Genomic DNA, 14,145 nt, shown 5'->3' with positions numbered 1-14,145 from the left:
ACCGCCCCGAATACAGCAACCCAAAACCGCTGGAGCGAACTCAAAACTCGATAAAACTTGGGGCAACGTCACTCCTCTTATCCAATTCATCAACGCGTTCAGCTTGCACCATTGCAAGTGATTATCAACGGTTGATAAAATGGCAGCAGTCAAAAGCCTCAGTCTCAAGACTTATCGACTTATACAAGGTCTCCTAAACTTTAAGGAGTGGGTCTGCGCAAAATTGAGCATACCCCTTTCGTGCAAGATCGAGTTCTTTCCACAGTTGAAAAAGCCGAGTAACCAAGCGTTCGAATTTCGTCCGGCTGACATGCCCCGCCATGGGGCGCTATCTACAAGGGTGTAATCTCAACTGACACCCGTTCTCGGATATTACCGGAAAAGGGGCAGTTTCGAGACCAATACGCGCACACACGCGAGGCCGTTTGATTTGATATCAAAGTTTATCAAACGGGATAGGATGCCATACCTCAGATCAATAGCAGGCGTTGAAACGTAGCTAAATTGTATTGGGAGAATAGAACAATCGACTGTGATAAAAAATGATTAAATTCAATTACTTAAGAGAATCGTCTGGCGGAGAGAGCGGGATTCGAACCCGCGATACGGTTCCCCGTATACACACTTTCCAGGCGTGCGCCTTCAACCACTCGGCCACCTCTCCGTCTGATTTGCTGTCTTGAAATCCGCCGTTGCGGTAAGAACTCTTGCAAACGCACCACCATTTTTTAAATCTGACATTGGTTAGTTGCCAAAACAGGTGGTGCGGCGCGCAATATAGCCAGAATACGCATATGTTCAACTGCTATTTGCCAGTTTTCGCTTTAATTTATTCTAGCCTGTGTGAAGCTTATGAGAACTTATCTAACTTACTGTTTTTGTTACATATAATGCGGAAGCTGTTTTGGAGGTTTCCGCGCCTTGGGCGTAATAGTCGGTCTGTGCTATAATTTAGTGGCTGATAACACATAGATTGAATGGCAAATGGCGCGCATTTTTGCATGATGCGCACGTGTAAATTCAAAGGCAGAGAATCGTGTTCCGTTTTGTTTTGCGCAGTTTCGCGGTTTTGTTTCTGGCATTAGGCGTCATCTTTGCCATTCTAGATGGTGCGCGCTCTGTTGGGGCGTCGGAGTTGGTGACCAAGCCGCTCCTTGAGATATGGGAACGCGGCGCGCCCGAGATGCTGGGGGATGCAGAAGCATTCGTGACGCACTATATAGGATCAGCAGCGTGGGACATGCTGATGCTTCCCGTGCTTGAACAGCCGGGCTGGCTCGTTTTCGGTGTCCTTGCGCTTCTGTTTTACATAGCTGGTCATCGTCGTGAGAAGCCATTGGGCATCTTCAGTACATGAGCTTGAAGCCGGTTGGCGGGCATGATGACTGGTCGTGGCTTTATCCAAGAGAATTGCGCACATACTCGGTGCGTCTCAGGAGGTGTTGAATGGGTTTCCTAGACAGCTATCGCAAGAAGATTGAAATGCCTTCGCAGGACGACGCGTTGCCGGGCCGTGGAGACGCTATCCCAACGGCTTCGAGGCATTTCGTGTCTGGTCAGCCGCTTAAAGGTCCATGGCCTGAGGGCATGAAGCAGGTCATGTTTGGTATGGGCTGTTTCTGGGGGGCTGAGCGGCTTTTCTGGCAGGTTCCAGGTGTTTACGCAACCGCCGTTGGTTATGCAGGCGGAATCACGCCGAACCCGACCTATGAAGAAACCTGTACCGGTCTGACCGGACATGCCGAGGTGGTTCTGGTGGTTTACGATCCAAAGGTTGTGAGCCTCGGAGAACTGCTGTCGCTGTTCTGGGAAGAGCATGATCCGACGCAAGGAATGCGACAGGGTAATGATATCGGCACGGCCTATCGCTCTGTGATTTATACCTTCGATCAGGCAGATCGTGAAACGGTGGAAAAGAGCAGGGATGCATATCAGGATGCACTCGCTGCGCGCGGTCTTGGACCCGTCACGACGGAAATTGCAGACGCTCCAACATTCTATTACGCCGAAGATTATCATCAGCAGTATCTGGCCAAGAACCCGAACGGCTATTGCGGCCTGCGCGGCACTGGCGTGAGCTGCCCGATACCGGCAGCATCGTAAGAGATGTAAAAGAATCGCGCGGTTAACCCCGCGCGATTTCCTTGTGCATAATCAACATGCCTGCGTCGTCACCCTTAAGTTCTTCAAAGTCGATCCAGGCAATCTTGCGATATAGGTCAGGCTTGTCCGTATAAAGATAGGCTTCGGTATAGCCTAGCTCTTGGGCAGCACTTTCAATTGCAGCCATGAGAGCCTTCGCAATCCCGCGTCCGCGATAATCCGGTGCAACGAGCAAGCCTGCCACCCAGGGCTTGAGGTGAGGGTGGCTATCCAGATCATTGTGGATCAGCAGGACAAATCCGGCGAGCTCGCCATTCCATAGTGCTGCACGGGCCACCTGTCTGTCAGTAGAGTGGATGATATCCTGTAGGCCGGAAGCAATATCGTCTTCGGTTGCGTCTGACAAATATCCCCATTCCTTGTGGTTCCATTTGGCGCAGATTGCGGCAAGGTCGGGCCGGTCAACGAGCGTTATAATCTCAATCATGATCTTACCAGTGCGGGGGCTTGGTGACGGGGATTTCAGGAGCCGTTTGTTCTTCCAGTGTCAGAAAGCGATCTGTCAACGCCGACAGCTTTTTGTTTAGTTGATCAATTGTCTTCCACTGCTCGGCCAGCACGGATGAAAGCTCTTCAATGGTTTTTTCCTGCTCGGCAACCCTTATCTCAAGTTCTGTCAGGCGCGTGTCCGTGGACATGATCAATCTTCCATCTCTTCTGTTCCTGAGAGGATAAAAAATCCGCGCCGACCACTCAATACCAATTATTGAGCAGTCAAAACGCGGATCAATGAGTCGCTTATTGTAAGGTTTGAAACTTACTTCGTGCCGTACATACGGTCACCGGCATCACCAAGACCGGGAACGATATAGCCCTTTTCATCGAGGCGTTCATCGATGGAAGCCGTAAACACTTCGACGTCCGGATGGGCTGCGGTGAAGCGTTCGATGCCTTCGGGTGCTGCGAGCAGGCAGAGGAAGCGGATATTGGTTGCGCCGCGCTCTTTCAGCTTGTCGATCGCTGCAATAGCCGAATGGCCGGTGGCGAGCATCGGATCAACCACGATAATGAGACGATTGACGATATCTTCCGGGGCCTTGAAGTAATATTCGATTGGCTGCAGCGTGTCATGGTCACGATAGAGACCGATATGAGCCACGCGGGCAGCAGGTACGAGATCCAGCATACCTTCGAGAAGACCATTGCCTGCGCGCAGGATGGAGGCGAAGACCAGTTTCTTGCCTTCGAGGATAGGCGCTTCCATTGGCATCATCGGTGTATCGATATGCATGGTGGTCAGTTCGAGATCGCGCGTCACTTCATAGCAAAGCAGCAGCGAAATTTCTTTCAGCAAACGCCGGAAACTGGCGGTCGAGGTTTCGCGCTTGCGCATAATGGTGAGCTTGTGCTGGACAAGCGGATGGCTGACGACATTAACGCCCATGTTGTTTCCACTTTTCTTGTTATCTTTATCGACTGTAACGGCTAATTAAGCCGGAGAAAACGCGTGGCAGGCGCGCACGCACAGTTTTCTATTTCTTTGAACATTTTGCACAGATGCGCAAGTGGAGATCACAAAAGGGGTATCGGCTGGCGGTCTGTGCTTGTATCGTCCGGTACAAGCTTTATATGCATCAAGCAAACGGAAAACGGAGATCGGCTTCGTTTCGCACATGAACCGGCAGGATGAGTTATGAGCCAGCACAACGGCAATGCAGACCGCGTGGGCGCGCAAGGTGGCATGGAGCATTCATTCGGCTTCAAAGCAGTCGATGAAGATGCCAAGCAGGGGCTGGTCAACGACGTTTTCCATAAGGTTGCGAAGCGTTACGATGTGATGAACGATCTCATGTCCGGTGGTCTGCATCGTGTCTGGAAAGATGCAATGATCGGCTGGCTGGCACCATCAAAGCGTCCGGGCTGGACATCACTTGATGTTGCAGGCGGAACGGGCGATATTGCTTTCCGTATTGTCGAAGCTTCCGGTCGGCAGGCACAAGTTACCATTCTGGATATCAATGGTTCAATGCTTGGCGTCGGTCGTGAACGCGCCATCAAGAAGGGGCTGGCCGACAATCTCGAATTTGTTGAAGCCAGTGCGGAAGAGCTGCCATTTGAAGATGCCAGCTTCGATGCTTACACGATTTCATTCGGCATCCGTAACGTGCCGCATATCGATAAGGCGCTTTCTGAAGCCTATCGCGTGTTGAAGCCCGGCGGCCGTTTTTTGTGCCTTGAGTTTTCCGAAGTCGAACTACCGCTTCTCGACAAGGTTTACGACCAGTGGTCGTTTAAGGCTATCCCGCAGATTGGCAAGATGATTACGGGTGACGCTGATTCCTATAGCTATCTTGTTGAATCGATCCGCAAGTTTCCTAAGCAGGAAGACTTTGCGCGCATGATCCGCGAGGCCGGTTTCGAGCGTGTGAGCTATCGCAATTTCACTGGCGGTATCGCAGCACTTCATTCCGGCTGGAAGCTCTGAGACCGATATGAGCAATATTTCTGCGGCCCTACGGTTGATGCGTGCTGGCTGGATCATGGCGCGTGAAGGCGTGTTAAGCTCATTGCCTGTCGATGATGCAGCCGGATTGCCTGCTTTGGGACATAAGGCTGCGAAACTTCTTGCGCGCAAACGCGCAAAAGATGCGCCTCGTTCCGAACGCATTTCGCGTGCGATGAACAAGCTTGGCCCTTCTTATGTGAAGCTTGGCCAGTTTCTGGCAACCCGTCCTGATATTGTCGGCAAGGATGTGGCTGCTGATCTTGAACTTTTGCAGGACCGGCTTGATTTCTTTCCGCAGGCGGAAGCCGTTTCGGCAGTCGAAGGATCGCTTGGCCGCAAGATTGATGATCTTTATGCGGGCTTTGATGCACCGATTGCAGCAGCATCGATGGCGCAGGTGCATCCGGCGCATGTCATGAAGAATGGTGTGCCGCATAAGGTTGCCGTCAAGGTTATCCGTCCCGGCGTGCGTCAGCGTTTTGCGCGCGATCTGGAGAGTTTCTTCATGGTTGCGCGCATGCAGGAGCGTCATGTGCCATTCACGCGGCGCCTGCGCCCGGTTGAGATGGTGAAAACACTGCATCAAACCACGCGCATCGAGATGGATCTGCGGCTTGAAGCGGCAGCTCTTTCCGAGATTGCAGAGAATATCAAGGACGATGCAGGCTTCCGCGTTCCAAATGTGGATTGGGAGCGGACGGGCCGTGATGTCCTGACGCTCGAATGGATCGACGGCATTAAGATGTCGGACATCGATGGATTGAGAGCGGCAGGCCTTGACCTGAAAAAGCTATCCGAAACACTGATCCAATCGTTCCTGCGCCATACGCTGCGTGATGGCTTCTTCCATGCCGACATGCATCCGGGCAATCTTTTTGTTGACCCGCAAGGCATGGTCGTTGCCGTTGATTTTGGCATCACCGGACGGCTCAACAAGCAGCAGCGGCGTTTCCTTGCTGAAATCCTTTATGGCTTCATCACCCGTGATTATATACGCGTGGCGGAGGTGCATTTTGAGGCAGGTTACGTACCGCATACACATGATGTGGCGAGCTTTGCGCAGGCAATCCGTGCCATTGGCGAGCCGATCCATGGTCAGCCTGCCGAAACCATTTCCATGGCGAAGCTTCTCACACTACTGTTTGAAGTGACCGAACTTTTCGACATGGAAACGCGGCCTGAGCTTCTGATGCTTCAGAAGACAATGGTGGTCGTGGAAGGCGTTTCGCGCACGCTCGATCCGCATTTCAACATGTGGAAGGCAGCGGAACCTGTCGTGGGTGACTGGATTCGCAAGAATCTGGGGCCGCAGGGCATGTTGCTCGATGCAAAAGACAGTGCCTATGCACTGCTGCATTTTACCCGCAAAACGCCCGAACTGGTGGCGCGTGTTGAACGTGCATCTGTTGCGCTTGATGATATGGCGGTTAATGGCCTCCGCTTTGATGAAGCGACAGCGGAAGCGATTGGCAAGGCCGAGGCGCGGCATTCACGCTGGGGCCGTATCGCGCAGGTCGTGATTGCAATTTCACTGGCTGCGATTGCGATTAAGCTTTATATTGAGCTTTAGAACACCTGTTTGTTGATTATTCAACAAAAGAGTGATTTCGTTGATTGCACCAGAAATAATCCGGTGCAATCAAATGGCCAGTATTACCATCCGCAATCTTGATGACGCAGCAAAAGAGCGGTTACGTGTTCGAGCAGCTCAAAACGGGCGTTCGATGGAAGAAGAAGCGCGGCTTCTGCTTGGCGGGCTGGACGAAGTGACGGCTGCAGCGCCAGCTTCCGTGCCTGTCACAGGCACATTGCGCGGTAAGCGTATTCTCCTCATTATTGGCGGCGGGATTGCCGCTTATAAGACGCCTGATCTTATCCGTCGCCTGCGGGAGCGTGGTGCCCATGTGCGCCCGCTGATGACGGCAGCCGCACAGCAATTCGTGACGCCGCTGACCATTGGCGCAGTCGCTGCTGATCATGTGTTTACTGATCTTTTCTCGCGCGAAGATGAGCAGGATGTGGGCCATATTCGGCTCGCACGGGATGCCGATTTGATCGTTGTCGCGCCTTTGACTGCTGATCGAATGGCCAAAATCGCAAATGGAATTGCCGATGATCTGGCAAGCGCCGTGTTGCTTGCTCGTAAAATTCCGGTGCTGGTGGCGCCTGCGATGAACCCCGCCATGTGGGATAATCCGGCAACGAAGCGTAACCGCCTGACACTGGAAAAAGATGGCGTGCATTTCATTGGCCCGGAAAAGGGTGAGATGGCGGAAAGCGGAGAGGCGGGCACAGGCCGCATGAGCGAGCCGCTGGCAATTGTCGCGGCAATAGAAAATCTGCTTGCACCACAGCCAAAGCTGCTTGCAGGTAAAGTGATCGTCATGACATCCGGCCCGACGCATGAGCCGATTGATCCGGTACGCTATATCGCCAATCGTTCCTCGGGCAAGCAGGGCCATGCCATTGCTGCGGCCTTAGCACGCCTGGGCGCCACTGTGCATCTGGTCTCGGGCCCAGTGACGATCCCTGATCCTCAGGGTGTCAATGTTATCCATGTTGAAACGGCGCGTGAGATGCAGGCGGCAGTAGAAAGCCATTTACCGGCTGATGCCGCCGTGATGGTGGCAGCGGTTGCCGATTGGCGAACCGCCAGTGCATCTGACCAGAAGATCAAGAAACAGCCCGGCGAAAGCGCACCGACGCTCAGTATGGTCGAGAACCCTGATATTCTCGCCGGTGTCGGGCATAGTGATAAGCGGCCTGGTCTCGTGGTGGGCTTTGCAGCTGAAACACAGGACGTACTCGCCAATGCAGGACGCAAGTTGGAAAAGAAAGGTGCTGACTGGATCGTTGCCAATGATGTTTCCGGTGATGTCATGGGCGGGGATCGTAATCGTGTCCGCATTTTGAGCCGATCTGGCATCGAGGAATGGCCGGAAATGAGCAAAGAACAAGTGGCTGAAAAGCTTGCAGAAAAGATTGCATCGGTACTTCTCGAAATAAAAAACTGAATTTTTTATACGGGGCATGTCACATTCACATACAGCTATCTCGTCCTGATGGTGAACGACCATACATTGGTCAACATCAAGGAGAAGAGATCATGGAACTAAGACTTGCCTCTTACACTTTCGCGCCGCAGATCATGCAGGCAATGGTTGAGCTGGAAAAGCGCGTTGCCGCTTCCGGGCTTGAGTATAGCCTTTATGAGTTGGTGAAAATCCGCGCTTCGCAGATCAATGGCTGTGCCTATTGCATCTATATGCATACGGCTGATGCGCGAAAGGCTGGCGAAACCGAAGAGCGCCTTTATCTGGTTGCTGCATGGCGTGAATCACCGCTTTATACAGCACGCGAACGGGCGGCACTTGGCTGGACCGACGCGTTGACACTCGTGGCCCAGACAGGCGCACCGGATAAGGATTTCGATGCTTTGAAAGCGCATTTCTCAGACGAAGAGATTGTCAATCTGACCATGCTGATTACCACCATCAATGCATGGAACCGCATTGCAGTGGGCCTGCGTCTCGTTCATCCGGTTAAAGCCGATGCAGCTGCCGCTTGAGCCAAATATCAATGATGCGGGTGTGTTCGAGACCTTGCGGCCTCGGCTCATCCGCATTGCCTATCGTATGGTGGGCACCCATGCCGAAGCCGAAGACATTGTGCAGGATGCATGGCTGCGCTGGAGTGCTGCGGATCGTGCAATCATCCGTGAGCCGCAGGGCTGGCTCACGCGTGTGGTCAGCCGTCTTGCGCTCGATCATCTGAAATCCGCACGCGTGCGGCGTGAAACCTATCCCGGCACATGGTTGCCTGAACCGCTTGTCGAGGACGAAGAAGATCGCAGCGATGACATCACATTGACGCTGATGATGGCGCTTGATCGTCTGTCGCCGCTGGAGCGGGCGGCATTTCTTTTGCATGACGTGTTCGATTTGGGCTTTGACGAGGTTGGGCGTGTGCTTGATCGCGATGCTGTGGTCTGTCGCCAGCTGGCAAGCCGTGCGCGCAGTCATGTCCGGCAGGAGAAGACGCGGTTCTCCATGACGGAGGATCGTGGCCGGACAATTGCTGAGGCTTTCTTTCAGGCATCCCGCAGCGGCGATATGACGGCGCTGAAAGGGCTGCTGGCGGAAGACGTCGTGATGTATTCTGACGGTGGTGGTATCCGCAATGCAGCGCTTAACCCGATTTACGGGCGTGAAAAGATCATGCGCTTTTATGAGGGCATCGCACGCAAGACCGAGGGGCTGGTGCCTGCCGTCAATCATTTTGCGCTGTTTGATGGCTTGCCCGGCCATATGAGTCTTGAAGCCGATGGGCTGCCGCAAGTGGCCGCTATAGAGATCGAAGACGGATTGATCCGCGCTGTCTATCTGATCCGCAATCCGCAGAAGCTGACGCATCTGCGGATCGGGTAACTCATTTTTATCAGGCCTTATCGCGGACCTGATAATCCTTGATAGTGGCAAAGCGGATTGCCTTCCAACGCTCGGCTTCATAGTTGAGTGAGAAGCCGTTCTGCGCGAGGAAGACCGGATCATTGTCGAGGTCATGCGCGATGTCGGCGCGGTGTGCGGCAATGAAGCGGTCGAGTTCTGCCGGTTCGTCCGCTGTGATCCAGCGACAAATAGAGAAGCGCGACATTTCAAAGCCGACCGGCAGTGAATACTCGATCTTGAGGCGTTCAGTCAGAACATCGATCTGGAGCGCGCCGACAACGCCGACGATCGCCGGAGAGCCATCGTCTGGAACAAAGAGCTGAACCACGCCTTCTTCCGCCATCTGCTGAAGCGCTTCACGCAGTTTCTTTGCCTTCATCGCATCATCAAGACGCACGCGACGCAAGATTTCCGGTGCGAAATTCGGTACGCCACGGAACAGGATGTCTTCACCCTCGGTCAGCGTGTCGCCAATGCGCAGGGTTCCGTGGTTCGGGATACCGACCACATCGCCCGCGAAGGCTTCGTCAGCAATCTGGCGCGACCGCGCAAAGAAGAATTGCGGTGCCGACAGACTCATAGGCTTTCCGGTACGGACCAGTTTGGCCTTCATACCGCGTGAAAGCGTGCCCGAGCAGACGCGCAGGAACGCAATGCGGTCGCGATGGTTCGGGTCCATATTGGCCTGAATCTTGAACACGAAACCGGTCATTTTTGCTTCGGTTGCTCCAACCATGCGGCTATCCGCCTGCTGGTCACGCGGTGATGGGCCGAAATCGCAGAACGCTTCGATCAGATCGCGTACACCATAATTCTTGAGCGCCGAGCCGAAATAAACTGGCGTCATATGGCCTTCGCGGAAGGATTCCAGATCGAATGGGCGGCAAACGCCCTGCGCCAGTTCCAGACTGTCGATCCACGCTTGACGTTCATTTTCTGGCAGAAGCTTGGCCGCTTCTTCCGGTCCACTGACTTTTGTGGGCTGCTCTTCGGCATCTTTCTGGCGCACGGTGTTGTTGTGCAAATCATAGGTGCCGGCAAAGCTTTTGCCCGAACCAATAGGCCAGGTGATAGGTGCGGTATCAAGCGCCAGCTTTTCTTCGATCTCATCGAGGATTTCGAGTGGATCGCGTGCTTCGCGGTCCATCTTGTTGACGAAAGTCACGATTGGAATATCGCGCATACGGCAGACTTCAAAGAGCTTCAGTGTGCGCGGCTCGATACCCTTTGCCGCATCAATGACCATCACGGCACTATCGACAGCGGTCAGCGTGCGGTAGGTGTCGTCTGCGAAGTCTTCGTGGCCCGGCGTATCAAGCAGGTTGAAGATGCAGTCTTTGTATTCAAAGGTCATCACCGAGGTAACGACCGAGATACCGCGGTCGCGTTCGATGTTCATCCAGTCCGACCGGGTCTGAATGCGGTCCTTCTTGGCCTTGACTTCACCGGCAAGCTGAATAGCTCCGCCGAACAGCAGGAGCTTTTCAGTCAGAGTGGTCTTACCAGCGTCCGGGTGCGCGATGATCGCGAAGGTACGGCGCTTTGAAACAGGATGATCAGCGGACATGAAGAAACTCGTAATGGCGAAGTGTGGGCGGCGCGAAACGCGCGCTGCGAAGATGTTGCGCAGCATCTAGCAGTCATTGGCCAAAATCTCAACAAGCCCTGCGTTTGAAATGAAAAAGCGGCGTGAGACACGCCGCTTTGTTTGTTCAAGTACTTTAGAGCACCGATCTTATAATCAGACTGGCGCTCTCATTGTTTATTTTAACGCGCATCCCGAAAACCGTTTCACACTTTTCGGGATGCGCTCTAATCTCAGCGCTTGATACCGAGGCCAAAGGCAATGAATGACCAGCCTTGGAAAATAAGATCGATCGCCAGGAACAGGCCGAGGATAAACAGGCTGTTGACCGGCCACTGCATGGCAATGACGAGACCAGCCAAAACCGTGATGACGCCTGCTGCAACAATCCAGCCCCAACCGGCTGCGGGTTTGGACTGAAAGCCAAGCCAGATGCGAAATGCGCCTGCACCCAGAAGTGCTGCCGCCAGAAGGAAGGTCAGAACGCCCGCGGCCAAGATCGGGTTAACGAATGCGACAATACCAGCGGCCGCATAAAGCAGGCCGCTTAGCAGCCAGAAGAAGAAGCCACCCCATGTCTTCACACCAAAGGCGTGGATGATTTCGATCACGCCTGCAACCAGCATCATGATGCCGACATAGTAGACTGAAACGACTGTCGCCAGCACGAGATTGCCGAAAGCTATGCCGCCAAGGATTAGAAGCGCGACGCCGAGTGCAACGAACCAACCCCACTTAGCTGAGACTTCGGCTGGAAGATTAGGGCGATTAAAGTCATTCTGTGCAGTTGCCATGAGATGTCCCTCAATTTTCATTCGCAAGCAACAATATAGGTCAAACTCAAAATTTGGCCAGAGATGGAAGTGAGGCTTGCGTTGGCCCAAAAATCTCCTGTTGGTGTAGGAGGCAGAACACGGTATGTCTTTGCAGTAAAAACTTTTTTTGGCTTAAAGTCAGTTTGATGTTTGATCTGGTTTCGCATTATTGGCCGCATATTCTGGCGGTCCTGTCGATCGTTCTGGGAACGATTGCGGCCATTCACGCGACCATGACCAAGGATGAAGTGCGCACGGCGCTCGGCTGGGTTGGCGTGATTGTTCTTTCGCCTATCGTGGGAGCGGTGGTTTATGCGCTGGCGGGGGTCAACCGCATCCGACGCAGTACACTTGGTCATCAGCGCGACAATATGGGGAATATTGCGCTTTACCACCTCTCGCATTTTGACACGACGAATGATCTGGTACGCGCTGCTTTTGGTCGCCAGTTCGGAGCGATGAAGATCCTTGGCGACACTGTCAGTCTTTATGATTTCACGAGCGGTAACAGCCTCAAGATGTTGGAGACTGGCGACGAAGCCTATGCTGACATGCTGGAGGCTATTGGTCAGGCTGAACGCAGCATCATGCTCGAAACCTATATTTTTGATCGGGATGCCATTGGCGAGCAATTTGCCAATGCCTTGGGTGAGGCGGTCAAACGTGGTGTGGAAGTGCGGGTCTTGGTGGATGCGGTTGGCGCGCGTTATTCCATTCCAAGCATCGTCAATCTGTTAAAAGAAAAAGGCATCTCTGTTGATGTGTTCAACGGCAACATCATCATGGGGCTACGTTTGCCTTATGCCAATTTGCGTACGCACCGTAAAATCCTGATTGTCGATGGCAAACTGGCATTCACGGGCGGCATGAATATTCGTGCAGGCTTTGCGAAAGCTATCGCGGGTGATGCGGTTGCGTTTGATACGCATTTCCGCGTCGAAGGCCCGGCGATAGCCGATCTTTTCCATATGGCGTCCGAGGATTGGCGATTTGCGACGGGTGAATTGCTGACGGGTGACGCATGGGGCATTGCTGCACCAAAAGACCCACCCGGTACAGGCAAGCTGATCCGCGTTGTCGGTTCAGGGCCGGACAAGAATATTGAAACCAATCACCGTATGATGATGGGCGCATTTTCAATTGCTCAGGAACATATCCTGATCATGTCACCTTATCTTTTGCCTGATCGTGAACTCATCAGTGCGCTGGTCACTGCGGCACGGCGCGGTGTATCTGTGGATGTGGTCGTTCCCGGTGTGAATAATCTGAAACTCGTGGATCGTGCCATGCGGGCGCAGTTCGATCAGCTGCTGAAAGGTGGCTGCCGTATATGGCGCGCGGGCGGGGCGTTCAATCATTCCAAACTGATGACGATAGACAGTGCGTGGTCCTATGTCGGTTCTTCGAATCTCGATGCGCGTTCCTTGCGACTGAACTTCGAGGTCGACATGGAAATCCTTGATCGTGATATCGCGCTTCAGGTGGAAGAACGCATCGGCAAGGTGATCGATGTGAGCCGCGAAGTGAACCTGACACGTCTCAAAAATCGCCCCTTCTACGAGCGTCTGATCGACCGTATCATTTGGCTCGGATCGCCTTATCTCTGACGCTAGAGCACATCCCGAAGTGGGAGCCGGTTTTTGGAACAAGATGTGTGTAAAAGTAAAAAGATAAAGCATTTCCAATGATTCAACCTAATCCGGAAATGCTCTAGAAAGATCAGCTTCCCGAACTCGTATTGCTCGTCAGCAGAGACGGGTTGAACTCTTCCAGAAGCTGTGCCGCCGTCTTGAGATCAAGATGCGCCTTGATTGGCAGATGATCGGAGGCCGTGCGTGCCAGCGGTGTGTTATGAACTTCGACAGCAGTTACGAGATTATGTGGCGTACCCAGGACCCGATCCAGTGCAAATACCGGAAAGCGCGATGGAAAACTTGGTACTGCCGTTGCCACGTGATTGAACATCGGCATGAGTGAGGCCAGCGACGAGCGCTTGCCGATGCGCCATTCATTGAGATCGCCGATCAATAATGTTGGCAATGTATCGGCTTCCTGTAAGGCGGAAAGAATGCTTTCTGCCTGCTGTTCACGCGAGCGTTTCAAAAGTCCCAGATGGGCGGCAATGACGCGTAATGGGCCGGATGCAAATTGCAGGTCAGCGACGAGTGCTCCACGCGGTTCTACGCCCGGAAGCGACAATTGACGGACATTGCGGACCACACCTTCGCGAAACAGCAGCACATTACCATGCCAGCCATGGCCTTTCGGCATGGTTGAGGTAATCGGTACAGGAACGAGGCCGTGGCGTTTTTCGAGCAGGCCAAGATCAAGTAGACCGGAGCGCTCGCCAAAGCGCTTGTCTGCCTCTTGTAGGGCAATCACGTCCGCATCGATTTCACTGATGACATCGGCAGTGCGCTGAGGGTCGAATACCTTGTCGACGCCAATGCACTTGTGGACATTATAGGACGCAATAACGATATCGCCTTCAGTGACATTGGTGTGAAGCGGCCTGAAACCCGGTCGATTACGGATAGCCGTCAATATCTTCTTGGAAATTCGACCTGGGTCTTTTTTCTTCTGCACCCGTTTGCTGCCCCATGTGGTTAGCTAGAATTTTTTGGATATCCATATAAATAGGGCATTTTGCGGTTTGAATAGTATTTGTGGATCACAGATTGCTGAGAA

The 14,145-nt window shown here is 53.3% G+C and carries 15 protein-coding genes and 1 tRNA gene; 9 read left to right on the top strand and 7 right to left on the bottom strand.

The features are described 5' to 3' along the window. On the top strand, positions 1–197 hold a 197-nt coding region (locus CEV33_RS24235; protein WP_208620175.1), incomplete at its 5' end, for a hypothetical protein. 377 nt (positions 198–574) lie between these two features. Here the strand turns inward: CEV33_RS24235 and CEV33_RS09620 are convergent. Next, positions 575–664, bottom strand: a tRNA-Ser gene (locus tag CEV33_RS09620). 372 nt (positions 665–1,036) lie between these two features. On the opposite strand from CEV33_RS09620, the gene CEV33_RS09615 reads away from it, so the two are divergent. Both CEV33_RS09615 and msrA read left to right on the top strand, forming a co-directional pair. After that, the gene (locus tag CEV33_RS09615; protein ID WP_094540246.1) at positions 1,037–1,357 is read left to right on the top strand and encodes a hypothetical protein; all 321 of its coding nucleotides are present in this window, start codon (positions 1,037–1,039) and stop codon (positions 1,355–1,357) included. 89 nt (positions 1,358–1,446) lie between these two features. Next, the gene (gene msrA / locus CEV33_RS09610) at positions 1,447–2,103 is read left to right on the top strand and encodes a peptide-methionine (S)-S-oxide reductase MsrA (RefSeq protein WP_094540245.1); all 657 of its coding nucleotides are present in this window, start codon (positions 1,447–1,449) and stop codon (positions 2,101–2,103) included. A 22-nt stretch (positions 2,104–2,125) separates the two neighbouring features. Here msrA and CEV33_RS09605 read toward each other — a convergent pair whose 3' ends face one another. The 3 genes from CEV33_RS09605 to upp form a co-directional block, all read right to left on the bottom strand. Next, positions 2,126–2,590, bottom strand: a complete 465-nt coding sequence (locus CEV33_RS09605) for a GNAT family N-acetyltransferase (RefSeq protein ID WP_094540244.1) — start codon at positions 2,588–2,590, stop codon at positions 2,126–2,128. A gap of 4 nt (positions 2,591–2,594) precedes the next feature. After that, entirely contained in the window at positions 2,595–2,801 is a 207-nt protein-coding gene (locus CEV33_RS09600) for a SlyX family protein (RefSeq protein WP_024899218.1), read from the bottom strand. Positions 2,802–2,920: 119 nt separating this feature from the next. Then, positions 2,921–3,547, bottom strand: a complete 627-nt coding sequence (upp, locus tag CEV33_RS09595; protein WP_024899219.1) for a uracil phosphoribosyltransferase — start codon at positions 3,545–3,547, stop codon at positions 2,921–2,923. A gap of 249 nt (positions 3,548–3,796) precedes the next feature. On the opposite strand from upp, the gene ubiE reads away from it, so the two are divergent. The 5 genes from ubiE (at position 3,797) to CEV33_RS09570 (ending at position 9,036) form a co-directional block, all read left to right on the top strand. Beyond that, positions 3,797–4,588: a bifunctional demethylmenaquinone methyltransferase/2-methoxy-6-polyprenyl-1,4-benzoquinol methylase UbiE gene (ubiE, locus tag CEV33_RS09590; RefSeq protein WP_094540243.1), complete on the top strand. Its 792-nt coding sequence runs from the start codon at positions 3,797–3,799 to the stop codon at positions 4,586–4,588. A 7-nt stretch (positions 4,589–4,595) separates the two neighbouring features. Further along, on the top strand, positions 4,596–6,179 hold the full coding sequence (gene ubiB / locus CEV33_RS09585; RefSeq protein ID WP_094540242.1) for a 2-polyprenylphenol 6-hydroxylase: 1,584 nt from the start codon (positions 4,596–4,598) through the stop codon (positions 6,177–6,179). Between the two features lie 73 nt (positions 6,180–6,252). Beyond that, positions 6,253–7,623, top strand: coding sequence for a bifunctional phosphopantothenoylcysteine decarboxylase/phosphopantothenate--cysteine ligase CoaBC (coaBC, locus tag CEV33_RS09580; RefSeq protein WP_094540241.1), 1,371 nt, complete (start codon positions 6,253–6,255; stop codon positions 7,621–7,623). 92 nt (positions 7,624–7,715) lie between these two features. Further along, positions 7,716–8,177: a carboxymuconolactone decarboxylase family protein gene (locus CEV33_RS09575; protein ID WP_094540240.1), complete on the top strand. Its 462-nt coding sequence runs from the start codon at positions 7,716–7,718 to the stop codon at positions 8,175–8,177. Beyond that, on the top strand, positions 8,161–9,036 hold the full coding sequence (locus tag CEV33_RS09570; protein ID WP_094540239.1) for a sigma-70 family RNA polymerase sigma factor: 876 nt from the start codon (positions 8,161–8,163) through the stop codon (positions 9,034–9,036). The genes CEV33_RS09575 and CEV33_RS09570 overlap by 17 nt, the downstream gene beginning before the upstream one ends. 10 nt (positions 9,037–9,046) lie before the next feature. On the opposite strand, the gene CEV33_RS09565 is transcribed toward CEV33_RS09570, so the two are convergent. Continuing rightward, positions 9,047–10,624 (bottom strand): peptide chain release factor 3, encoded by a 1,578-nt coding sequence (locus CEV33_RS09565; RefSeq protein WP_094540293.1) that lies wholly within the window; start codon positions 10,622–10,624, stop codon positions 9,047–9,049. Positions 10,625–10,875: 251 nt separating this feature from the next. Beyond that, positions 10,876–11,436: an HdeD family acid-resistance protein gene (locus CEV33_RS09560; protein ID WP_094540238.1), complete on the bottom strand. Its 561-nt coding sequence runs from the start codon at positions 11,434–11,436 to the stop codon at positions 10,876–10,878. A 167-nt stretch (positions 11,437–11,603) separates the two neighbouring features. Between CEV33_RS09560 and cls the strand changes: the two genes are divergently transcribed. Beyond that, positions 11,604–13,064, top strand: coding sequence for a cardiolipin synthase (gene cls / locus CEV33_RS09555; protein ID WP_094540237.1), 1,461 nt, complete (start codon positions 11,604–11,606; stop codon positions 13,062–13,064). 112 nt (positions 13,065–13,176) lie between these two features. Here the strand turns inward: cls and CEV33_RS09550 are convergent, their stop codons facing one another. Continuing rightward, positions 13,177–14,043: an endonuclease/exonuclease/phosphatase family protein gene (locus CEV33_RS09550; protein ID WP_024899228.1), complete on the bottom strand. Its 867-nt coding sequence runs from the start codon at positions 14,041–14,043 to the stop codon at positions 13,177–13,179. Between the last annotated feature and the right edge of the window lie 102 nt (positions 14,044–14,145).

Source organism: Brucella grignonensis, from assembly GCF_002252505.1.
Lineage (GTDB): Bacteria > Pseudomonadota > Alphaproteobacteria > Rhizobiales > Rhizobiaceae > Brucella > Brucella grignonensis.
The sequence above is the reverse complement of the archived record's forward strand: the minus strand, read 5'-3'. Positions and strand labels throughout refer to the sequence as shown.

Excerpts from the sequence above, each read along its gene's own strand:
- msrA (WP_094540245.1), top strand. The coding sequence starts at position 1,447 with ATGGGTTTCCTAGACAGCTATCGCAAGAAGATTGAAATGCCTTCGCAG.
- CEV33_RS09605 (WP_094540244.1), bottom strand. The coding sequence starts at position 2,590 with ATGATTGAGATTATAACGCTCGTTGACCGGCCCGACCTTGCCGCAATC.
- CEV33_RS09600 (WP_024899218.1), bottom strand. The coding sequence starts at position 2,801 with ATGTCCACGGACACGCGCCTGACAGAACTTGAGATAAGGGTTGCCGAG.
- upp (WP_024899219.1), bottom strand. The coding sequence starts at position 3,547 with ATGGGCGTTAATGTCGTCAGCCATCCGCTTGTCCAGCACAAGCTCACC.
- ubiE (WP_094540243.1), top strand. The coding sequence starts at position 3,797 with ATGAGCCAGCACAACGGCAATGCAGACCGCGTGGGCGCGCAAGGTGGC.
- ubiB (WP_094540242.1), top strand. The coding sequence starts at position 4,596 with ATGAGCAATATTTCTGCGGCCCTACGGTTGATGCGTGCTGGCTGGATC.
- coaBC (WP_094540241.1), top strand. The coding sequence starts at position 6,253 with ATGGCCAGTATTACCATCCGCAATCTTGATGACGCAGCAAAAGAGCGG.
- CEV33_RS09575 (WP_094540240.1), top strand. The coding sequence starts at position 7,716 with ATGGAACTAAGACTTGCCTCTTACACTTTCGCGCCGCAGATCATGCAG.
- CEV33_RS09570 (WP_094540239.1), top strand. The coding sequence starts at position 8,161 with ATGCAGCTGCCGCTTGAGCCAAATATCAATGATGCGGGTGTGTTCGAG.
- CEV33_RS09565 (WP_094540293.1), bottom strand. The coding sequence starts at position 10,624 with ATGTCCGCTGATCATCCTGTTTCAAAGCGCCGTACCTTCGCGATCATC.
- CEV33_RS09560 (WP_094540238.1), bottom strand. The coding sequence starts at position 11,436 with ATGGCAACTGCACAGAATGACTTTAATCGCCCTAATCTTCCAGCCGAA.
- cls (WP_094540237.1), top strand. The coding sequence starts at position 11,604 with ATGTTTGATCTGGTTTCGCATTATTGGCCGCATATTCTGGCGGTCCTG.